Origin of the sequence: Flavobacterium sp., from assembly GCF_031381455.1 — a bacterium.
Taxonomy (GTDB): domain Bacteria; phylum Bacteroidota; class Bacteroidia; order Flavobacteriales; family Flavobacteriaceae; genus Flavobacterium.
Genome location: NZ_JANMXZ010000053.1, coordinates 1 through 22320, shown reverse-complemented (window position 1 = coordinate 22320; position 22320 = coordinate 1). Strand labels below are relative to the sequence as shown.

24 protein-coding genes are annotated in these 22320 nt (G+C 34.4%); 19 read left to right on the top strand and 5 right to left on the bottom strand.

What is annotated here, in order from left to right:
• Nucleotides 1–214 precede the first annotated feature (214 nt).
• The 5 genes from RMN97_RS12785 to RMN97_RS12765 all read left to right on the top strand — a co-directional run bounded on the left by RMN97_RS12785 (nucleotide 215) and on the right by RMN97_RS12765 (nucleotide 2910).
• Nucleotides 215–508, top strand: coding sequence for a type II toxin-antitoxin system HigB family toxin (locus RMN97_RS12785; protein ID WP_309614906.1), 294 nt, complete (start codon nucleotides 215–217; stop codon nucleotides 506–508).
• Between the two features lie 5 nt (nucleotides 509–513).
• On the top strand, nucleotides 514–870 hold the full coding sequence (locus RMN97_RS12780) for a helix-turn-helix domain-containing protein (protein ID WP_309614905.1): 357 nt from the start codon (nucleotides 514–516) through the stop codon (nucleotides 868–870).
• Nucleotides 871–978: 108 nt separating this feature from the next.
• Nucleotides 979–1470 carry a GNAT family N-acetyltransferase gene (locus RMN97_RS12775; RefSeq protein ID WP_309614904.1) on the top strand — a complete coding sequence of 164 codons (492 nt, stop codon included), beginning with the start codon at nucleotides 979–981 and terminating at the stop codon, nucleotides 1468–1470.
• A 45-nt stretch (nucleotides 1471–1515) separates the two neighbouring features.
• Nucleotides 1516–1707: a hypothetical protein gene (locus RMN97_RS12770; protein WP_309614903.1), complete on the top strand. Its 192-nt coding sequence runs from the start codon at nucleotides 1516–1518 to the stop codon at nucleotides 1705–1707.
• 90 nt (nucleotides 1708–1797) lie between these two features.
• The gene (locus tag RMN97_RS12765) at nucleotides 1798–2910 is read left to right on the top strand and encodes an aminotransferase class I/II-fold pyridoxal phosphate-dependent enzyme (protein WP_309614902.1); all 1113 of its coding nucleotides are present in this window, start codon (nucleotides 1798–1800) and stop codon (nucleotides 2908–2910) included.
• 162 nt (nucleotides 2911–3072) lie between these two features.
• Here RMN97_RS12765 and RMN97_RS12760 read toward each other — a convergent pair whose 3' ends face one another.
• Entirely contained in the window at nucleotides 3073–3456 is a 384-nt protein-coding gene (locus RMN97_RS12760) for a nucleoside triphosphate pyrophosphohydrolase family protein (protein WP_309614901.1), read from the bottom strand.
• Between the two features lie 274 nt (nucleotides 3457–3730).
• Here RMN97_RS12760 and RMN97_RS12755 point away from each other — a divergent pair, with 274 nt between their 5' ends.
• A complete protein-coding gene (locus RMN97_RS12755; RefSeq protein ID WP_309614900.1) occupies nucleotides 3731–3919 on the top strand; it encodes a hypothetical protein in 189 nt (62 codons plus the stop codon).
• Between the two features lie 62 nt (nucleotides 3920–3981).
• On the opposite strand, the gene RMN97_RS12750 is transcribed toward RMN97_RS12755, so the two are convergent.
• Complete coding sequence (locus RMN97_RS12750; protein WP_309614899.1) at nucleotides 3982–5589, bottom strand: class I SAM-dependent methyltransferase; 1608 nt, start codon at nucleotides 5587–5589, stop codon at nucleotides 3982–3984.
• A gap of 85 nt (nucleotides 5590–5674) precedes the next feature.
• Between RMN97_RS12750 and RMN97_RS12745 the strand changes: the two genes are divergently transcribed.
• From RMN97_RS12745 to RMN97_RS12720, 6 genes are all read left to right on the top strand, one after another.
• The gene (locus RMN97_RS12745; protein ID WP_309614898.1) at nucleotides 5675–6781 is read left to right on the top strand and encodes an SRPBCC family protein; all 1107 of its coding nucleotides are present in this window, start codon (nucleotides 5675–5677) and stop codon (nucleotides 6779–6781) included.
• Between the two features lie 58 nt (nucleotides 6782–6839).
• A complete protein-coding gene (locus tag RMN97_RS12740; protein ID WP_309614897.1) occupies nucleotides 6840–7382 on the top strand; it encodes a sigma-70 family RNA polymerase sigma factor in 543 nt (180 codons plus the stop codon).
• Nucleotides 7383–7412: 30 nt separating this feature from the next.
• Nucleotides 7413–7826 (top strand): hypothetical protein, encoded by a 414-nt coding sequence (locus tag RMN97_RS12735; RefSeq protein WP_309614896.1) that lies wholly within the window; start codon nucleotides 7413–7415, stop codon nucleotides 7824–7826.
• Between the two features lie 4 nt (nucleotides 7827–7830).
• Nucleotides 7831–8292, top strand: coding sequence for a sensor of ECF-type sigma factor (locus RMN97_RS12730; RefSeq protein ID WP_309614895.1), 462 nt, complete (start codon nucleotides 7831–7833; stop codon nucleotides 8290–8292).
• 275 nt (nucleotides 8293–8567) lie between these two features.
• On the top strand, nucleotides 8568–9872 hold the full coding sequence (locus RMN97_RS12725; RefSeq protein WP_309614894.1) for a hypothetical protein: 1305 nt from the start codon (nucleotides 8568–8570) through the stop codon (nucleotides 9870–9872).
• A gap of 144 nt (nucleotides 9873–10016) precedes the next feature.
• The gene (locus tag RMN97_RS12720; RefSeq protein ID WP_309614893.1) at nucleotides 10017–11981 is read left to right on the top strand and encodes a KUP/HAK/KT family potassium transporter; all 1965 of its coding nucleotides are present in this window, start codon (nucleotides 10017–10019) and stop codon (nucleotides 11979–11981) included.
• Nucleotides 11982–11986: 5 nt separating this feature from the next.
• Here the strand turns inward: RMN97_RS12720 and RMN97_RS12715 are convergent, their stop codons facing one another.
• Nucleotides 11987–13162, bottom strand: coding sequence for a T9SS type A sorting domain-containing protein (locus RMN97_RS12715; RefSeq protein ID WP_309614892.1), 1176 nt, complete (start codon nucleotides 13160–13162; stop codon nucleotides 11987–11989).
• 131 nt (nucleotides 13163–13293) lie between these two features.
• Between RMN97_RS12715 and RMN97_RS12710 the strand changes: the two genes are divergently transcribed.
• The 3 genes from RMN97_RS12710 to RMN97_RS12700 all read left to right on the top strand — a co-directional run bounded on the left by RMN97_RS12710 (nucleotide 13294) and on the right by RMN97_RS12700 (nucleotide 18042).
• Nucleotides 13294–14514, top strand: coding sequence for a methyltransferase domain-containing protein (locus tag RMN97_RS12710; RefSeq protein ID WP_309614891.1), 1221 nt, complete (start codon nucleotides 13294–13296; stop codon nucleotides 14512–14514).
• An 8-nt stretch (nucleotides 14515–14522) separates the two neighbouring features.
• A complete protein-coding gene (locus RMN97_RS12705) occupies nucleotides 14523–15599 on the top strand; it encodes an endonuclease (protein ID WP_309614890.1) in 1077 nt (358 codons plus the stop codon).
• 172 nt (nucleotides 15600–15771) lie between these two features.
• Nucleotides 15772–18042, top strand: a complete 2271-nt coding sequence (locus RMN97_RS12700) for a DUF349 domain-containing protein (RefSeq protein ID WP_309614889.1) — start codon at nucleotides 15772–15774, stop codon at nucleotides 18040–18042.
• A gap of 35 nt (nucleotides 18043–18077) precedes the next feature.
• On the opposite strand, the gene RMN97_RS12695 is transcribed toward RMN97_RS12700, so the two are convergent.
• Complete coding sequence (locus RMN97_RS12695; RefSeq protein WP_309614888.1) at nucleotides 18078–19004, bottom strand: aspartate carbamoyltransferase catalytic subunit; 927 nt, start codon at nucleotides 19002–19004, stop codon at nucleotides 18078–18080.
• Between the two features lie 108 nt (nucleotides 19005–19112).
• Nucleotides 19113–19646, bottom strand: coding sequence for a bifunctional pyr operon transcriptional regulator/uracil phosphoribosyltransferase PyrR (gene pyrR, locus RMN97_RS12690; protein WP_309614887.1), 534 nt, complete (start codon nucleotides 19644–19646; stop codon nucleotides 19113–19115).
• 177 nt (nucleotides 19647–19823) lie between these two features.
• On the opposite strand from pyrR, the gene RMN97_RS12685 reads away from it, so the two are divergent.
• From RMN97_RS12685 to RMN97_RS12670, 4 genes are all read left to right on the top strand, one after another.
• Entirely contained in the window at nucleotides 19824–20249 is a 426-nt protein-coding gene (locus tag RMN97_RS12685; RefSeq protein WP_309614886.1) for a BLUF domain-containing protein, read from the top strand.
• A 160-nt stretch (nucleotides 20250–20409) separates the two neighbouring features.
• Entirely contained in the window at nucleotides 20410–20913 is a 504-nt protein-coding gene (locus RMN97_RS12680) for a nuclear transport factor 2 family protein (protein ID WP_309614885.1), read from the top strand.
• Nucleotides 20914–20991: 78 nt separating this feature from the next.
• Entirely contained in the window at nucleotides 20992–22119 is a 1128-nt protein-coding gene (locus RMN97_RS12675; protein WP_309614884.1) for a methionine aminotransferase, read from the top strand.
• A 64-nt stretch (nucleotides 22120–22183) separates the two neighbouring features.
• A partial coding sequence (locus tag RMN97_RS12670) for an SDR family NAD(P)-dependent oxidoreductase (protein WP_309614907.1) occupies nucleotides 22184–22320 on the top strand: 137 nt, incomplete at its 3' end.

The window sequence follows — 22320 nt, the reverse complement described above, 5'->3', positions numbered from 1 at the left end:
AAATGGAAGAACGCCCATTAGCGTGCATTTAAATGCCGACATGCCTTATAAATCTTATCGTAGGAATAAAGAAATTATTTATCTAAATTTGAATTGAAAACAAACTAAAAAAATGTCAACCTATTTCAGGACGCTACAATTTTGCGCAAAAAAAAACTCTACAAATATTTCCCGTATTGGGAACTTTTAATTATCTTTGAAAAAAAATTAAACATTGAGAATAATTTCGAAAAAGATATTGCGCGATTTTTGGGAAGTTCATGCAGATTCAGAGCAACAACTGAAATCCTGGTTTCAGGAAACCAGCAACGCTGAATGGAAAAATCCAAACGAAGTAAAAAAAGAATATCCAAGCGCAAGTATTTTAAATGATAATCGCATTATTTTTAATATCAAAGGAAATAATTACAGATTGATTGTAAGGATAAATTATAATTATCAAATGATTTGGATTCGATTTATTGGAACGCACGCAGAGTATGATAAGATTAACGCTAATGAAATTTAAAAGCTATGGAAATTAAACCTATAAAAACTGAAAAAGATTATAATCAAGCTTTGGAAAGATTGGAAACAATCTTTGATGCAAAACTCGGTTCAGCAGAAGGCGATGAACTTGAAGTATTGGGAATTCTTATCGATCAATATGAAAACGAACATTTTCCAATTGGTTTACCAGATCCAATCGAAGCAATCAAATTCAGAATGGAACAAATGGGTTATAATCAAAATGATTTGGCGAACATTGTTGGATTGAAAAGTCGCGCAAGTGAAATCTTAAACCGAAAAAGAAAACTTTCATTAGAAATGATTCGTCAACTTCACGAGAGATTGAATATTCCAACCGATGTGCTAATTCAAACCTATTGAAAAGAAGCACGTTGGCTAACAGCAGTTTGTAGCAACTGCGATGCTTGCGCTTCTCTGGAAAATCCTGCGGATTTGCAATCAAAACTCAGTATAACCTCAAAATAAAAAATGAGACTTCCACCCTACGACAACTTCCCTACTATTGCCGACGACAAAATAATATTGCGTGAAATTGTAGCTTCCGACCTTGGCGAACTCATTGAAATTTCTTTTTATGATGGCGTTCAGGCTAAAACATTGGAAGAAGCTGCAACAATGCAATCCAAAATTAATAATGATTATAGAGCCGGGAACTCCATTCATTGGGGAATTGCAGACAATACAACCAATAAAATTGTTGGTACTTGTAGTTATTATCGCGGACTGGACAAAGGAGAAGGTGAACTTGGTTGTATTCTATTAAAGCAATTTCAGGGAAAAGGTTTTATGACCTCAGCCATGTTATTAGCCATTGACTTTGGCATAAATACTATTGGATTGAAACGCATTTGGGCTATAACTAGCCAAGATAACTCCGGAGCAATCAGGCTTCTTGAAAGGCTTAACTTTATAAAAGTCAACGATTTAGATGGCAATAAAGTGGAATATGAGTTACTATAGAATAAAAAATAGCATTATCTTTAACAATCCTATAACCCACTCCTTATGAGAAAAGTAGTTTTGATTCTTTTATCCGTTATCACTTTAGCCAATTTAGTTTTACTTATTATAGCACTTACTCAGCCAGCTTCGTCGTTATATCCTTTCAGACTAGTGATTGGTATCGTCTTTTTAATGTTTGGCGGGTTTCTGAGACGTCACATACTGCGGTATCATGAGGATTCAAAAGAACAATAGTTTCTCAAATCATCTAGTTGGTGGCAATTTTAACACTCCGTGGTTGTAACAAACTATTTTTTTTAAAGACTAGTTAAAGAAAAAGAAAATATGGAAACAAACAGAAGGCTTTGGCTGAAAAAAATTGGAATTGGAGTAGCTGGTATTGGACTTACAAACTTCAGTTCATTTGCTTCTCCTTTTGTATCAGAAAATTTAAATAATAGTTTTGAGAATGATACTAACTTAATTTTTTTACGCTCAAATGAAAACCCCTATGGTCCATCTCCATTAGCAAGGAAAGCATTTGTAGACAATGCGAATATTAGTAACCGATATAATTGGGATGTTGCGACACAACTGATTTCTGACCTTGCAAAAAGAAATAGTGTTAAAGACGAAAACATATTGTTGGGAGCTGGTTCAACTGAAATTTTAGATTTGGTTGCAAAATTTGTATCACTAGACAAAGGAAATTATGTAATCGCAGACCCAAGCTATGATTATTGGACAGTTACATTAGATAATTTAAGTTTAACGAAAAATAAAGTACCTCTTACAAGCGACAAGAAAATTAATTTGCAAGCTATGTTGGAAGTTGTAAACCAAGATACAAAACTTGTTTATATCTGTAATCCTAACAACCCAACAGGAACAATTTCTGAAAGAGAAGCATTGGTAGAATTTGTAACCAAGATTTCACCAAATACAATTGTATTAATTGATGAGGCATATTTGGAATTTACTAAACAGCAATCCCTTAGCAATCTCGTAAATGACCACAAAAATATTATTATCGTCAAAACATTTTCCAAAATATATGGTTTGGCTGGAGCAAGGATTGGGTATGCAATTGCGAACAAAACAATAATTGATAATTTGGCAAATTTGCAATCCAATACAAATAATAGCGTTAGTGTATTATCAAAACTTGCTGCTATAGCTTCGTTGAAAGATGATAAATTTGTTTCAAATTGCTACTTGCTAAATGAAAATGTAAGACAATATACTATCAGCGAACTCAAAAAATTAAATTGTGAGTGCATTTCTTCTAATACAAATTTTATCTATTTTTCACTTGCAAAATACAACAAGGACTATTTCAAGCAATTAGAAAACAATAATATTCAAGGGGGAAGAATATATGAAGAGCAAGGTAAATGGACAAGGATTACAGTAGGTAAAATGGGCGAAATGATAAAATTTATTAAAGCAATACAATAAAAAACTGCCACCAACAGCCGTTTCTCGCAATTGCGAATTTTGTGGTAAGTTCACGTTTACGTTTCGCAAGAAATTTTATCTTAGCAGAAAAATCTCGGTTACGAAGTTCGCAACCTCCCAAAGCCGCGAAACGCTAATGCCAACTGAGACCGAGACTAAAAACTATCTCAGTATCTCCTCAAAACTTGGTTTAAAATAATTTGGTCCTTTAAGTACTTTACCGTCTTCGCGGTAAATCGGTTTTCCATCGTGGTCTAGCTTACTCATATTAGAGCGTTGTATTTCGTCAAACACTTCTTCTATTTTGTGTTGTAGTCCGTGTTCTAAAATCGTTCCACAAAGAATATATAACATATCACCAAGCGCATCTGCGATTTCTATCAAATCATTATTCTGAACCGCTTCCAGATATTCTTCGTTTTCTTCTTTCATCAGATTGAAGCGCAACATATTTTTTTGTTCTCCTAAATCCCCTTTCATTTCGTGACTTACACCAAGACCAAAAGCCGTGTGAAATTCTTTTACTGCGTTGATTTGTTTTTGCATTTTGTACTTTTTAATGATTAATTCAACCACATAGAAACATAGATATATAAATTAAATTTAAGACGTTTCACTTTTCAAAGTTTAACATGATCATATGTGAACCAAGAATTGGTCTATGATAATCAATTTTCTATGCTTCTATGTAGTTTGCATTTAGCGTAAACTTTATTGTTTCAGCATTTGAAATAATGAACCGTTTTTAACTAAATTTATTGTTGATGCAAATTACAACTTTCCGAAACATTTGAGTAAATTTGTTGAAAATTTGAAATAAATGTTCACAACTGGTCAATGGACTTTCGCCGCTATCTTTTTTGTTTGTTTTATAATCGCTGCTTATTTCGCCTACGGGAAAGACAAAGCACTCCACCAAAAAGTGTATAAAGGAAGTTATAAAATACTAATTGCTTTCCTGATTTTTATCGCGTTGCTTTTTGTTATTAAGGTATCGATAAAGCATTAAGATTCATCTCGATACATCTGCCGCAGCGGACACTCGAAGTGACGATGCTATAAATCAGAAGCTTATCTACCTTTTAAAAGATTCACGCTTACCGTTGCTAAATCGGAATTTGGGAATTTCGTAAATACATTGGCGTCTGAAAACAGTCCGGCTTCAGCGGCAATTTTGTGCAACACATCAATCTCTACAATATACTGATCAGAAAAACCATGCGTGGCATCATAGGCTGTGGCTGCCGTTCTTCCTAGATTATTGGCGGTTAATTCGGGAGCAATAGTGTGGAGTTCTATCAACAGCAAACCAAATTTATCTACAAACGGCGACCATTTTTTTAAGTGTTCCAATAAGTTATCTTCCACTTCTGCATTGCTGATTCTTTTTCCGCGATGAACAAAAGCTCCGGTTGAAGTACTTATTCTGTTTGGGGTTTTCACCGTTGGTGTTTCCCAAATTCGGTTGTGATCTAAAAAGGTTCTCACATTCAGCAATTCTTTCAAATCGATTTTGTAATCTTCTTGCAGTGTTTCGGATAATAATTGTGGCCTTCCAATATCGCCCCAAATTACTTTGGCCCAAATATCGGCTTTAATTAAATTAGCTCGAGTCACTTTTATTGCGGCTTCGTTATAATCGACACCAACTAAAAACATCGGATGTTCATCTAGCATTCTGCCTCTGGCGGTTTGGCGTTCAATTACATCAAACATATGCTCCAAGAAAGCACCATTACCACAACCCATATCTAGAATTCCAATTGGCTGTTCTGTTATTGGTCGGTTGAATAGTTCAATTATTATTTGGTCTACAATTTTGAAATATTCGGCATGCGCGCCACCGCTTCCCCAAACATTCATTTTCCTATCGACATGCAATTCTTCTTCATGTTCACCAATATTTCTGAGTATGGAAGGGTTGCCAAAAAGCAAGTCATCCATCTTTCTAAGCGTCGGAATATAAGAAACCGTAACGCCATAAGCAGCGGCTCTTTTGGCATAAAACAAGCCTGTTTCGGTAAATTGGTAATTGTCATTTTTTTTGGTAAACCAATCTAAATGTGTCAGGAAATCGAGTATTTCTTTGAAGCATTCCGGGTTCTTGTGAAACTCTTCCGGACGAAAAGACGTTTCCATAAAATACTTATGAAACATACCGGTCATACCAAACATTACAATTGTTGGCCCAACTAAAACACCTTCGATATGATATAAAACCTGCTCTTGAATGGCTCTTATATTGGCATCATCAGAAAACTGAATTCCAAAGTTTGCTTTGTATTTCGAAAACAACTCATTTAGTATTTCAAAGGGTTCTACTTCAAATTTTCGCGGATGGAAATGCTCTGAAAACTGCATCAAATTAAAAACAGTTGCATAAAGAGGAATCAATGAAAAAGCTGTTTCACTTTTATCATTGACAGCAAAAGTTACTTCATCATTTTGATTGTCAATATATTGAAAAAGCCAACCTTGAGAAGCCAAAACACGAAGAGCTGCATTAAGATAACCTTCGTTAGCATTAAACTTGGCATTAAGCTCCTGAAGTGACACTTTTTGCTGTTGCAGTATATACTCTAAAACACCTTTTTTTTGCAAAGAATACGCAGCCGGAATAGTTACAATCCCGTCTAAATGCCTGAATAAAATTCCACGAAGTTCACTTTTTGTTTTCATCAATTTAAATTTGAATGCTAGCAAATATAATCAATATTAGTACTATAAAATTCATAACTTTGTGACACTTTACAAACTTAGTTTCATGAGAATTTTAAAATATATCTTCTTGCTTATCCTTTTAGCGCTAGTTGGAATTACGGTTTATGTGGCCACACAAAAAGGCGATTTTGAGGTTACTAAAAGCCGCATCATCAAAACGCCAAGAAGTACCGTTTTTGATTATGTTAATGATTATAAAAATTGGGAAACTTTTGGTTCCTGGATGCAAAAAGACTCGAATATCAAATTCAATTATGACGCAAAAACAATTGGAGCCGGAGCAAAATTTTCTTTTGAAAATGGTTCCGATGATGGGGATATTAAAACGGTATTTGTAAAAGAAAACGAAAGTCTTTCCCAAAAAGTCAACTACAACGGAACAACAGCCACTATTTCATGGAAATTTAAAGATACGATTGGCGGTACCAAAGTAACCGTTTATAGTAAAGGTAAAATGAATATTATGACTAAAATCACAACCTTTTTTAAGGGTGGTGTAAGCTCGATTTTGGGAGATGTATATGAAAAAAGCCTACGCAATCTTGATAAAACATTGCACTACGAAATGAAAACCTATTCCATTAAAGTAAATGGCATTGTGCAACGACCGTCTGGTTTTTGTTTGAAACAAACTGTTTCCTGTCATATTAAAAACGTAGGTAAAAATACCAAAATCCTAATGGCGCGAATGGTTCACTTTTTCAATAAGAACAAAATTCCCATGGCAGGAAAACCATTTGTTAGCTACGATAAATATCATGTAGCCAATGATTTTGCAACTATTTCTATTTGCATTCCGGTTAGACAGCAAATTTCGATTACTGATGGAAGCGATGTGGCTTCTGGAGAAATCATTGCTTTTACCTGTTTAAAAACTACTTTGAACGGTGATTGTTCACATAGCAAAGAAGCTTGGGCAAAAGCTAAAAAATACATAACTGATAATGGTTTAAAAGAAAACTTCGCAGGAAGTTATACTGAAGTTTATGTCAAAACCATTGACGATATCAAACAACCTTCTAAATGGATTACGGAAATTTATATTCCGGTTTTTCCAAAAGCGATTGAGTTGCCAAAACCTATTGTTGCTCCGGTAAATCCTACTGTTGCAACTCCGGAAACAAACACTACTCCAATGGAAACACCTTAATCTTGCAGTAGATTAAACCTTTTCTGCTATCTTTATTCCAATTAGCTAAATTTTCACTTTGCAAGACGAAAAGGATTTTATTCAGGAATTATTAAATCCGAAAACGCAGAATGTTGCGTTTCAAAAGCTCTTGCGGGATTATCAACGACCGTTGTATAATCATATTCGAAATATTGTTTTAAATCACGATGATGCTGATGATGTTTTGCAAAATACATTCATCAAAGTCTTTCAGTATTTAAAGGATTTCAAAGGGGAAAGCAAATTATTTTCTTGGATGTATCGGATAGCAACAAATGAAGCCATTACATTCATCAATAAAAAATCCAAACGCAACGGCACCACCAGCGAAGCCATGCAAACCAAAATTGTAGATAACCTAAAAGCAGATACTTATTTTGATGGTAATGAAATTCAAATTAAGCTGCAAAAAGCTGTTGCCTTATTACCTGAAAAACAACAATTGGTTTTTAAAATGAAATATTATGAAGAACTAAAATATGAAGAACTGTCAGAAATTCTCGGAACATCTGTGGGTGCACTAAAAGCATCGTATCATCATGCTGTAAAGAAAATTGAAGATTTTGTAAAAAACAATTAAACCATTTAATATTACTTTTGTCAAACGCCTATGAAAGATTTCAAACTAGATAATGAGCCTAAAATAACCTCAGGATTTACAACACCTGATGGCTATTTTGATACATTCTCAGAGAAAGTTTTAGCACAATTACCAGAGCAAGAACGGAAAGTTATTTCGATTTTTAGTTCCAAAAAAACTTGGTATTATGCTGCGGTAGCCATTCTTATTCTGATGCTGTCTGTTCCGATATATACTAAATATTCAAACCAACAAGAAGAAATTGATTCTGCTACTTTGGAAAATTATATTGCGTATCAATCAAACATTTCTGAAGAGGAAATTGTAAATTTATTACAACAAGAAGATTTAGATAAAATGAAACTGGAATTCAATGTCGATGATGCAGCTATCGAAGACGCTTTAAACTCAAACTCAAATTTAGAACAATACATAACAGACTAATACTATGAAAATCTCAAAAATATTTCCACTTCTTATAGCTTTCATTTCGTTGAATGCTTTTGCCCAAGACGGACCGTTTTTACGCAAAAAGAAAGAGCAGATTAAAGCTCTAAAAGTGGCCTTCATAACTGATGAATTGTCATTGACTCCGGATGAAGCTGCCAAGTTTTGGCCTTTATTCAATGCCTTTGAAGACAAGCAACAGGAAATTAAAAAACAAAAGCTAAAAGGGTATTTAAACAGAATAGATGATGATTCGTTTGACAATCTATCTGAAAAAGATGCGTCAACCATGTTGGCTCAAATGGAAAGTAGCGAAGACGAATTATATCAGTTGAAAAAGAAATTTGTGGCCAGTTTAAAAGGAGTCATTTCACCTTTAAAAATTCTGAAACTCAAAAAAGCAGAAGAAAACTTCAACCGAAAGTTATTGCAGCAATATCGCGACAAAAAACTTGGTAAATAATATCTATTCAACCCAAATAAGTTATAACCGCAAATTCGCAAATTAAATAACAATTAATAATTTGCGAATTTGCGGTATTTTTTTCTTCCTTACTTTTTAAACAAATGCAGGATTTCGAATTCTATCCTATAGACCGAAACTCTAATCTTTCATTGGAATAATCTGATTTAAAGCCAATATAGAACTTTAACTAAGTTAAGAATTGGAAAAAAGAGATATGGCATAATAATTGGACGTACAAAAAAAAATTATCCAAAAACTAAATACTAATAATTATGAAAACAAAAATTTTATCCTTGGCAATGATGTCTTTTTGGAGTCTGTCAAGTGTTTTTGCCCAGGACAGGACTACGGTTACAGCAAACAATTCAGATATTAGCGACAATCTGGATTTGCGTGCCGTTGCTTCAATCTTTGGTGATTCCCGCGATTTATCAGATTTTGAAAGTAGATTGAACGACCCAAATGCTCAAATTTCAAATTTGGATTTAAATGGAGATAACCGGGTTGATTATTTACGTGTTATTGAAACAGTGGAAGGGAATGTCCATCTGATTATTATCCAGTCCGTTCTTGGTCGTGATAATTATCAGGATATTGCTACTGTTGAAGTAGAAAGAGACAGATATAATAGGGTTCAAGTACAAGTTGTAGGAGATGTTTATATGTATGGTAACAATTATATTTATGAACCGGTATATGCTTACACACCTGTAATATATACTTCATTCTGGGTTGGTAACTATCGTCCTTATTATTCTTCATGGTATTGGGGATACTATCCAAGCTTTTATGTTGCCTGGTCACCGTTCCCTATATATACTTATCACAATCACATAGGAACTTATATCAACTTTAATCATCATTATAATTATGTGGATTACAGAAGATGTGATGTTGCTTACAACAATTACTATAATGGAAGAAGAGGAAACTACTACGAAACACAATATCCAAATCTTTCTTTTTCAAATAGAAATACTGGTTATGTCAACCGATATGAATTGGATAATAATAGAAGAACGCAAAACATAAGTACAAGAAATCAAATTGAAACTAATGGAACAAGAAATAATTTAAATGCCACAGATTCTCCACGAATTGCAGCAACTCAAAACAGTTCAAGAAGCGAATCAAGTACTATAAGTTATGGATATCAAACAATCCAAGAATCGCCAAGAAATATAACTACTCCAAATAATCCGAGAAGTGAATCTAGTACTAGAAGTTATGGAAATGATAGAGGTCAAGAATCGCCAAGAAATGTAACTACTCAAAATAATCCAAGAAGTGAATCAAGTACTAGAAGTTATGGGAATCAAAGAACTACTGAATCGCCTAGCGCATATGGAAGTAACACAGTTTCAGAATTACCTAGAACATACGGAAATCAAAGAAGCCAAGAATCTTCCAGAAGTGTGGCAACACAAAATGGTTCAAGAAGCGAATCAAGCCTAGGAAGCTACGGAAATCCTAGAGTTCAGGAATCTCAAAGAAATTCAAGTCCGAGAGAGTTTTCACAACAAAGAGGAAATTCTCAAAGAAGTGAAGGAAATTCAAGAGGGAATAGAAGAAGTTAGGTTAAATAAGTTTAGTTGTTTGTAAAAAAAAGTACTGCAGAAATGTGGTGCTTTTTTTATTTTTAATACCAAAAAATTAAACCATTAAAAAAGAAATTGATTTTAAAATGTAGTACATTTGTATCCGTTTTTTATCAACTTTTTATGACTGCTCATAATCATCAACTTCATAGCAAACTTAGTGTTGCAGGATTACTTATTACTTTAGGAATTATTTATGGCGATATAGGAACTTCTCCTTTATATGTAATGAAAGCCATAATTGGATTAAATCATGTTATAAACAAAGATATTATTTTAGGTGGATTGTCTTGTATCTTTTGGACACTCACGCTACAAACTACCATAAAATATGTAATCATCACATTAAGTGCTGACAACCATGGTGAGGGTGGGATTTTTGCTTTGTATGCCTTGGTCAAAAGAACTAAAATTCAATGGCTGATTGTTCCTGCAATCATTGGAGGAAGCGCACTTTTGGCCGATGGAATTATTACGCCACCCATTTCTGTAGCCTCTGCTGTAGAAGGAATCAGAACCTTTTACCCAAATATTAATACCGTTCCAATTGTAATTGGAATTCTTTTTGTCTTGTTTACTATACAACAATTTGGAACCAAATTAGTAGGTAAATTTTTTGCGCCAATGATGCTTGTTTGGTTCAGCATGCTTGGTATTCTTGGTGTCATCCAAATTGGCTCTAACCTTGAAGTCTTCCATGCACTAAATCCTTATTATGCGTATCATTTATTAAAAATTCATCCTGACGGATTTTATGTTTTAGGTTTCGTATTTTTATGTACTACAGGTGCCGAAGCACTATATTCAGATATGGGACATTGTGGTAGAAAAAACATTCGCATTAGTTGGATTTTTGTAAAAACTACTCTGGTACTAAACTACTTTGGTCAAGGTGCTTATTTAATAAAACACGAAGGAGATACTTTGATGAATTTAGGAGGGAAAAATGCCAATCCCTTTTATTTAATGATGGAAAGTTGGTTTCAACCTATTGGAATTGTAATAGCAACAATGGCTGCCGTTATAGCCTCTCAAGCGTTAATTAGTGGTTCGTTTACGTTAATAAATGAAGCCATGAGATTGAACTTTTGGCCAAAAGTCAAGATTAAATATCCAACCGATTTGAAAGGTCAATTGTATATTCCATCCATAAATTGGCTATTGTTTATTGGCTGCGTTGGGATTGTACTTCACTTTGAAGAATCAGGAAACATGGAAGCTGCCTATGGTTTGGCAATAGTACTTTGCATGATTATGACCACTATTCTTTTGAATTATTATTTGATCATGAAAAGGATTTCATGGGTCATTATTGGTGCCATAATCACATTATATTTAGGCATTGAGATTAGTTTCCTGATTGCCAATTTGGACAAATTCCCTCATGGCGGTTATGTAACTTTAATGATTGCGTGTGTCTTGATAGGTATTATGACTGTTTGGTTTATGGCTAAGAAAATTAGCAAAGCATATACTAAAATTGTCAAAATAGATAGCTATAAAAAAGTACTTGCTGAGTTAAGTATTGATTTATCTATTCCAAAATATGCAACGCATTTGATATACATGACCAATTCCACGCGAACAGACGAAATTGAAGAAAAAGTGATGTATTCCATTTTGCAAAAAAGACCGAAGCGAGCTGACATGTATTGGTTTGTGCATGTAAATGTTCTTAATGAACCTTATAAAAGAGAATATAGGGTAAGCGAAATCGTTAAGGATGATTTATACAGAGTTGATTTCAATTTGGGCTTTAGGGAACCTACTAAAATCAACCTAATGTTCAAAGAAGTAATCAAGGATATGGTTCAAAATGGTGAAGTTGATATTACGAGCCGTTATGAATCCTTGAATAAAAACAATATTGTTGGTGATTTCAAATTCGTTCTTTCTGAGAAATTCCTCTCTAATGACAGTGATCTAACTTTCTTCGAAAAAATAGTAATGAACAGCTATTTTATCCTCAAAAAACTGAGTTTGTCTGAAGAAAAAGGATTTGGTTTGGATAGTAGTTCTGTAAAAGTAGAACAATTCCCTATGGTACTTCATGCACCAGAGAAATTTGAAATGACAAGAATTCATTAAAATCGTCATTCTTTAATAAATTTGCCTTTGCTGTAAATATTTTTATTTTTAATTGTATAAGAATAGATTCCTCTTGAAAATTCCGAAGTGTTAATCGAAATTTCATATTCAAATTCTTTCGTCAAAATGAGTTTTGCCACCATATCAAAAACCGAAATTTGATACGTCTCTCCCAGTTTGCCTGAAATTGTTATAAAATCTTTTGCAGGATTTGGAGTCAGAACAATTGGATTACTCAAAATTGAATTTTCAATGTTTAAACTACTACATTGCAGACAATTTTTTTGAAATGTTATCGAATTATCGGCAACAATTTGAGTATCAAAAAAAATTCCTTGAACACAATCCCCTTTTAACTGATAATTCAACCACGGTAAAAGATAAGTATTGATAATGGTTTGCTGAACTGCTCTTGTAATTGTTGGTTGAGGCGAACAAGAACCTTCACCGACATTACAAAAGAAATTACTGTTAGCCATTTGACAATGACTTCCACCAATAATATTTATCAATGTTTTACAAGTACTAGTTAACCCGGAATACATTGGAATTTGATTTGCATTGGGAGGTGTGACACAATCATTAACTCCCGCAAAAATTAATGATGGAATTGCTATTGAAGCAGCTGCTTGAATAGCTGATGGAGTAGTTTCAGCAGGCGCAAAATTTACTACTGTTTTAATATTTGGATTTAATTGAGCTGCTAAAAAAGAAGCTCCACCTCCCATGCTATGTCCCATTACCGAATTCATTGCATTAACTCTATTATAAAAAATAGATGCTGAATTATTTCCTAAAACTGTCATTTGCTCTAATACAAAAGATAAATCTTTTCCAAAATCAAGATGCGAAGGAGAAAACGAACCTTCGGTTTTTGGAAAAACCATGATGTAACCATTGGGCACTAAAAAGTTCCAATAATTTTGATACGCATCCCAAGTCATTACAAAACCATGACCAAAACTCAAAACCGGAAAAGCAACACTAGTTGAGTTCGTTATAGCAACATTATCTCCTGCAACATCCGAAGGATAATAAACTTCAGTAGCTATGACTCTATTACTTCTTGACGCATCTACAAAATTAATTGTAGTATGACCAATTTGAAATGGTTGAGCATAACCAAAATTCAAAAGAAATAAAAACCCTAAAATTGCATAATGCAAACCGTTAAATCTCATTCTCAAAAATATTAATTTATTCAAATATATGTATTTAAACAATAAATAAACTAGCAATATGTTAAGACCAATAAAATTTCACAAAGCATAACAAAAAAGCAATATCTTTGCCCGCTGATTTTTTTTACACTATGCGATTACATCGAAATTTAGTTTACACCACGATTGACTCTTTAAATGCCATCTTCAACGAAGGAGAATACGCCGATAAAGTGGTTGCCCGTGCTTTGAAGAAAGACAAACGTTGGGGAAGTTCTGACAGAAAATTTGTCGCCGAAACAATCTATGAAGTAGTTCGTTGGAAAAGATTATATGCCGAAATTGCCGAAGTAAAAGAACCTTTCAACCGTGAAGATTTATGGAGAATGTTTTCCGTTTGGGCTGTCTTACGAGGATACCCAATTCCAGATTGGAGACAATTAGAAGGAACTCCGGAAAGAAAAATAAAAGGAAGATTTGACGAACTTTCAAAAATTAGAAAAATGCGCGAATCTATTCCGGATTGGATGGATGAATTGGGCGTAAAAGAATTGGGAGAATCTCTTTGGACTAAAGAAATTGCGGCACAAAACCAACCTGCCAAAGTTATTCTTCGGGTAAATACTTTAAAAACAACAAAAGAAAATCTTCATTCTCTTTTGATGGATTTAAATATTGAAACCGAATTTTTGAAAGACCAACCCGATGCATTAGTCTTAAAAGAAAGAGCTAACGTGTTTTTGACTGATGCTTTCAAAGAAGGAATGTTTGAAGTACAGGATGCGTCTTCCCAATTAGTAGCTGCTTTCCTAGACGTTCAGCCTGGAATGAGAGTTGTTGATACTTGTGCTGGTGCTGGTGGAAAAACGTTACATATGGCTTCATTAATGCAAAACAAAGGGCAATTAATTGCTATGGATTTGTATGAAAGCAAACTAAAACAATTGAAATTAAGAGCCAAAAGAAATGGCGCTTTCAATATAGAATACCGAATAATTGACACTACCAAAGTGATCAAAAAACTACACGAAAAAGCAGATAGAGTCTTAATTGACGCACCATGTAGCGGTTTGGGAGTTTTAAAAAGAAATCCTGATGCAAAATGGAAATTGCAACCTGAATTTATCGAAAATATCAAAAAAGTACAGGCTGAAGTTTTAGAAAATTATTCTAAAATAGTGAAGCCTGGTGGTAAGTTAGTTTATGCAACTTGCTCTATCTTACCCTCTGAAAATCAAGAACAAATTAAGCATTTCTTAACAACCGAAACTGGAAAAACGTTTAATTTTGTTAAAGAAACAAAAATCCTTGCCCAGGAAACTGGATTTGATGGATTTTACATGGCCCTATTAGAAAGAAAAAAAGAAATATAAAAAAACAAATGAAAAAAATTACTTCCATTTTATTATTATTAAACTTCGCCATAGCTTTTTCACAAAATGGTACACCTGCCAGTCCGTATTACAACGGATTCAATTGGACTTTAACAGGAAGCAACTTAAAAAATGCATTAGCAACAAAAATCACAAATACACATACTAATCTGCTATCCTATACACCTGGTATTTGGAATGCTTTAAAAATAGTTGATTTAGATCCTACAAACTCTAACAATGTATTGTTAGTATACGGCTGGGAAGATGGTTCAGATGCAGATGTTACTAATGATAGAACCAGAGGTAAAGACAATAATAGTGGAAACAATGGGGATTGGAATAGAGAACACATTTTTGCTCAAGCATTAGGGCAACCGGCTTTAGGTCAGGATGGACCTGGTGCCGATGCTCATATGTTGAGAGCATGTGATGTACAAAGAAATGGAGCTAGAGGAAATAAGTTATATGCTTCCGGATCGGGAAATTCTGGTGATGTTGGCGCAAACTGGTATCCTGGAGATGAGTGGAAAGGCGATGTGGCTCGAATTATCATGTATATGTACTTACATTATGGAACTCAGTGTTTACCAACTTTTGTGGCATCAGGTTCAACTGCAGCGTCAGATTCAAACATGGTTGAACTATTACTTCAATGGAATGCTGAAGATCCTGTATCTCAATACGAAGACAACCGAAATACCTATTTAGGAAATGCTTCAAATTCTTATGGACAGGGAAACAGAAATCCTTTTATAGACAATCCTTATTTGGCTACAGTAATTTGGGGTGGCCAAACTGCGCAAAACAGATGGCCAACTATTTTCTTAGCAACACCAACATTTGATTTAGAAAATTCAGTTTCTATTTATCCAAATCCTGCTTCTGATGTTGTAAATATTTCTACAACAGTTTCTCTTGAAGAAATTGATGTTATTACGATAAACGGTCAAGTTTTACAACAAATAAAAAACCCGGTTATTGAGAGTAACACTTTCACAATTAGCAATTTACCAAAAGGGTTTTATTTCTTAAAATTATCTTCTGCAACAAATTCTGTTACTAAAAAAGTGTTGATAAACTAGATTTAACAACTCAATTTATACTAATACGCTGTTGAAATTCAACAGCGTTTTTTTGTTTTTAATACTCCATTAACGTTCGTTAAAACGAGAAAACGTTGATTTTCTTTGAATTTTCGGTGCTTCTTTAGTATCTTTCGCCCTCAAAATGTGTAACCCTTAAAACATTTTCAAAATGTTAGAAGAAAAGAATGATAACCTGCTTGAGGCAGATGGAAGCGCAGCCGATGAATCACAAGAAGTGACCATCGCTGAAAATCAAGAGATTCTTGTTGAAAATCAAGAAGAAGTGGAAGTTGATGTAGACCCTAGCGTTAGCGAACAGGTGGTGCAATCTGCTTTTGAAGAAGTTGAAGAAGCAACTGCAGAACCCGAAGTTGCTGTATTAACCGAAGCTCTTACAGAGGATGAAATTGAAGTAGCTGCCGAAAGAGAAGCCCTTGTTGAAGAAACTATTGAGGAAACTGTTGAAGTCACTGCGAAAGCAAAATCTAAAAAAGCGGTTAAAACTGCCACAGAAGTTGAAGAACCAACTGTTGACCCGAGCGTTAGCGAACAGGTGGAGCAAAACACAATCGAATTGACTGACGAGCAAGTTGCAGATGACAAACCAGTAATCCAAAACGACAGCCAATCAGCAATAAACGCTATCGAAGAAGTAAACGCAGAAGAAAGCGAAGACGAAACATTGAAAGATCGTCATGATATCCCAATGCTTGATTATGATACTTTGTCAATGGAGCAATTGATTGATGAGTTAGGCGAATTAGTAGTAGTCGAAAAACTAATGTCGGTTAAAGACCATGTTGAAGAACTAAAAAAATCATTCCTATCAAAATACCATCATTTTATTGATGAAAAAAAAGAAGAATTCCATGCTGAATCCCGAAACGTCGGGACGGATACAATCGAAGATTTTCATTATCATTTTCCTTTAAAAGTCAAATTTGACCAATTATATTCTCAATACAGAGACAAAAAAAATAATCATTTCCAAAGCTTACAAAACAATCTAAAAGCGAATTTAGAAAACAGATTGGCGATTGTAGAGGAATTAAAAAATCTAATCCACAGTCAAGATAGCATTCCGTTTACCTTAAAGAAATTTAATGACATCCGTGACCGATGGAAAGTGGCTGGTCCCATTCCGAAAGACAAATACAATCACGTTTGGAATAACTATCACTTTCATTTAGAGAATTTCTACGATGTATTACACTTAGATAGAGAAATTCGCGATTTGGATTTCAAACACAATTTGGTTCAAAAGCTTAAAATCATTGAGCGTGTTGAAGAATTAGTGAAAGAAGAAGATATCAACAAAGCTTTCCGTGAATTGCAGGATTTACACCGAATCTGGAAAGAAGATATAGGTCCTGTTTCAAGAGAAAGTCGTGAAGAAATTTGGAATAAATTCAGTGAATTGACCAAACAAATGCACGACAAACGCGAAGGTCTATTTGAAAAATTGCGCGAAGTTGAAACGGCTAATTTGGAGAAGAAAAAAGAAATTATTGCCCAAATTGAAGTTTTGGCAAAAGAGAAAGTTAACTCGCATGCAGCTTGGTTAGGTCAAATTGAAAAAGTAGAAGCCTTGCGCAATCAGTTCTTCGGTGCCGGAAAAGTTCCGCCGGAAGTAACAGACCAAACTTGGACCGAATTTAAAAATGCGGTTAGAAGTTTTAATGTTTTGAAAAACTCTTTCTACAAAGACATTAAGAAAGACCAAAACGATAATCTTTCTAAAAAACAAGCCTTAGTTGCCAAAGCAATTGAATTAAAAGACAGTACCGATTTTGCCGCAACAACGACACTATTCAAACAAATTCAGGAAGAATGGAAAACGATTGGTCATGTACCAAGAAAGTTTTCTGATAAACTTTGGGTTGAATTCAGAGGTGCTTGTAACGAATATTTTGAAAAACTAAAAGAGCAGAAAACAGAAGCGAATGCTGAAGAAATCGAAGCATTTGAAAAGAAGAAAGCGTATTTAGAAACTTTAAAATCATTCGAACTTATTGGCGAACACAAAGCCGATTTAGATGGTATCAAAGCACATATCGAAACCTGGAAAAGCTATGGTAGAGTGCCTTTTGCACGCAGACATATCGAAGGAAAATTCAATAAAATCTTAGATGCCTTGTTTGAAAAATTAAGCTCAAGTAAAAAAGATAATGAATTAGTTCGCTATGCAAATCGTATAGACAATCTTTCAGGTGCTGAAAACACAAGAAAATTGGATAACGAAAAAGTATTCATCATGCGTAAGATTGACGAAGTACAAAGCAATCTTTTCCAATTGGAAAATAACATTCAGTTCTTTGGAAGAGCAAAAGCTGATAATCCAATGGTGAAAGAAGTACTGGACAATATTGAGAAACAAAAAGAAGAATTAGCCACTTGGAAAGAAAAGCTAAAACAACTTAGAAGTATCAAATCAGAATAAAACAAAAAATCCTCTCAAAATAACGAGAGGATTTTTTATAGTTGTATTTTAGAAGCTAAAAGATAGATTACCGCCATTCGTATGGCAACACCGTTTTCAACTTGATCTAGAATTACTGACTGTTTGGAGTCGGCGACATCTGAAGTGATTTCAACACCTCGATTTATTGGTCCGGGATGCATGATGACAATTTCTTTTGATAAAGAATTTAAGAGTTGTTTGTCAACGCCATATTGTTGGGCATATTCTCGTGTTGACGGAAAGTAATTCACATCCATTCGTTCGTTTTGAACCCGAAGCATATTCGCTACATCGCACCATTCCAATGCTTTTCTCAGGTTAGGTTCCACCGTTACACCAAGACTTTCAATATGTTTCGGAATCAAAGTTTTTGGACCGCATACTTTTACTTCAGCTCCTTGCATTTGCAGTGCATAGATATTGGATAAGGCTACTCGCGAGTGCAGAATATCGCCTACAATTACCACCTTCTTTCCTCCTACTTCGCCTAATCTTTCTTTGATAGAATAACTGTCGAGTAAGGCTTGTGTTGGATGTTCGTGTGCTCCGTCTCCGGCGTTAATGATGCTTGCTTTTACGTTTTGTGACAAGAAGTAAGCCGCACCCGGATTCGCATGACGCATTACTACCATGTCGACTTTCATCGAAAGAATATTGTTTACGGTATCGATCAGCGTTTCACCTTTTTTTACCGATGATTGTGCTGTTGAAAAACTAATGACATCAGCAGATAATCTTTTTTGTGCTAATTCGAAAGAAAGTTTGGTTCGTGTACTGTTTTCGAAAAAGATGTTTGCAATGGTAATGTCGCGCAGTGATGGTACTTTTTTAATTGGCCTATTGATGACTTCCTTGAAATGGTCAGCCGTTTCAAATATCAAATCGATATCCTGCTTTTTAAGATATTTTATGCCTAATAAATGGTTGACTGATAGTTCCAATTGTGTTTGTTGTTTGTAGTTTATGGTTTGTAGTTAGTTGAATGTTGCAATTTCTATATTCTATGTTCTATTTTCTGTTCTCTTGTCACCCTGAGCGCAGTCGAAGGGCTAATTCAAATAAACCGCATCTTCCCCATCCTTCTCCTTCCAGCAGACTTTCACTTTCTCATCGTTAATCACATCTACCTGACGACCGCGATAATCAGGTTGTATTGGCAAATGGCGGCTGAAGCGTCTGTCTATCAATACTAATAATTCTATTTCTGATGGTCTTCCGAAAGATTGTATAGCGGTCAGCGCCGCTCGAATACTTCTTCCTGTGAAGAGTACATCATCAATAAAGACTACTTTTTTATCTTCTACCAGAAAATCGATTTGGGTTTTATTGGCTTCTAATTGTTTTTCGCCACGACGGAAATCATCACGAAAAAAAGTGATGTCTAAGAAGCCAAGTGGAATGTTTTTGATGTTGTAATCGGATTCTAAAATGGTCTTCAATCGTTCTGCGAGTGAAACGCCACGTGGCTGAATACCTATAAGAACAGAGTTTGAAAAATCGAGGTGATTTTCGATTAACTGACAAGCCAAACGATGGAGTATGATATTGACTTCTTTGGAAGTGAGCAATACTTTTTGACTCATGATACTGTTGTTTGGGATACAAATATAAGGATTATGAATTAGGTTCTTTAATTATGATTTAAAGAATTATAAAAAGTAACATTCTGGCTGACTTTAATAGCATACAAATTATTATTTTTTTTAATTTTAAATAATGAAATTATTATTTTTTATTAATTTTAATAAAAATATATTGCTATGTATGAAATAATATATATGAGTTCTGCAACTAAACTACTTTCTGAAGAAGAAGTAAATTATTTATTGGTTCAAGCTCGTCATTTTAATTATATAAATTATATCACTGGAGTTTTACTTTATATTGAAGGCGATTTTCTTCAAGTCATTGAAGGTCAAAAAGAAACTTTAGATACCTTATTTGAAAGAATTAAAAAAGACAAACGACATCATGGAATAATTGTAGTTTATGAAGGTGAAAAAGAAAAAAGACAATTTAGTGATTGGTCGATGGGGTTTCATTCTTCAAGTTATGAAAAATTACGAAAAATTGTCGAATTTGAAGATATCAGTAAAAGTCAATTACTCAATGTAGAAGATAAAATAGCCTATTTGTTTTTGGATGCTTTTATAAAATCACATAATGACAAAATATCATTTTGGTAGATCAATGTGTTATTACTTTAAAACCAAAAACTCCCAAGCTTTCATTAGGGAGTCTTAATTTTTCCAATAAATATCTGACAGTAAATAAATTATCATTATCTTTAACAGCCCCTAATCTTGTGGTTTAACCTAAAAAATATTAATTTAAACCAACCAATTTATGAAAAACAAGATGTTAAAAGGGATTGCATTAGGTGTAATTACAGCGTTAGTTATTGCCTGTCAACCAAAAAAAGAAGAAGCTGCAGCAGCACCTGCAGTAGACAAAGAGGCTATCAAAGCCGAATTACAAACTATGGAATCTGCATTTGCTGATGCCATGAATGCTGGGACACCGGAAACAATTGTCTATTACTCTGATGATGTCATTAGCTATGACCAGAATGCTGCACCGCTTAATGGTAAAAAAGCTGTTGATGCCAAGTTGGCTGACCAAGCAAAAAGTATGGAAAAAGGAAGCAAAATTTCCTATACGGCTAACGAAGTTTTTCCTTCTAGCGATGGTAATCAAGTAGTAGAATTAGGCAGTTATAAAGTTGTTGATTCTACAGGAGTTGCAAAATCTAGCGGGAATTATATGGCGTTGTTTGAAAAAAGAGATGGTAAATATATCTGCATTCGAGATATGGGTGCGTCAGATATGCCTAAAGAAGAAAAAAAATAATTCTACCACAGTTTATTTTGAGAAGCACTTCCAATTGGAGGTGCTTTTTTTGTACTTTTAAATTCCTAAAAAAAGTATATGTCCAAACTTCCACATATTGGCACGAGTATCTTTACTGTCATGTCACAAATGGCAACTGAATACAACGCTATTAATCTTTCACAAGGTTTTCCCAATTTTCCGGTTGACAGACGATTAATTGATATTGTCGCTCGATTGGCAACCCAAAACGTACATCAATATACGCCAATGAGTGGATTTCCGCCGCTTTTAGATAAGATTGCAAAACTTACCTTGCAGTCCTATCAAAGAACGGTCACTCCAAAAGAGGATATCCTAATTACCGCTGGCGCGACCGAGGGAATATTTGCCTCAATTCAAGCTTTAGTCAATGCAAATGATGAAGTTATTATTCTTGACCCGAGTTATGATTGCTATGAAGCGCCAATCTTATTAAGTAATGCCAAACCTATTCGCATTTCCCTCAATGATGATTATACGCCCAATTGGGAAAATATAAATGCCGCTACAAACGAGAATACAAAACTCATCATTATCAATAATCCACATAATCCAACAGGAAAAACATGGACAGAAAGTGATTTTGTTCAATTGGAGAAACTGGTTGACTCCTTACCTAACTTGATTATACTTTCGGACGAAGTTTATGAATACATTACTTTTGAACAACCTCACATTTCAATACACCATCGTCCAAAATTGTGGAATAGTAGCATCACCGTTTCTTCTTTTGGGAAATCGTTTCATATCACCGGCTGGAAAATTGGCTATGTCATTGCGCCCGAACATTTGATGAAAGAAATCAAAAAAGTGCATCAGTTCTTGGTTTTTAGTGTCAATAGTATTTCGCAGGTAGCGATTTCAGAATATTTAGATAGTGTTGATGTATACAGTTTGGGGAATTTCTACCAACAGAAAAGAGATTTCTTCCGTAATTTATTGAAAGAAACCAAACTCCAACTCTTGCCTTGCGAAGGCACATATTTCCAAGTTGCTTCATATGCTGAAATTTCAAATGAAGATGATTTAGCATTTACCAAAAGACTTGTAACCGAATTTGGCGTAGCATCCATTCCGATTTCTACTTTCTATGCCAATGAAAAAGATACTAAATGCATCCGTTTTTGTTTTGCCAAAGACGATGCAACACTTATCCAAGCCGCAGAACGATTAAAAAAACTATAATTAATTATATATTTACAACCAAGACCGTTTGGTCGAACTGAACGATTTAAAAAAATTTAACCTTATGAATTTCTCAGCAAAAATGCTTCGCGATAATGCCTTATCCGACAAAGTAATAGTAGTAACTGGTGGCGGAAGTGGCTTAGGCAAAGCCATGACCAAATATTTCCTTGAATTAGGCGCCAAAGTTGCCATTTCTTC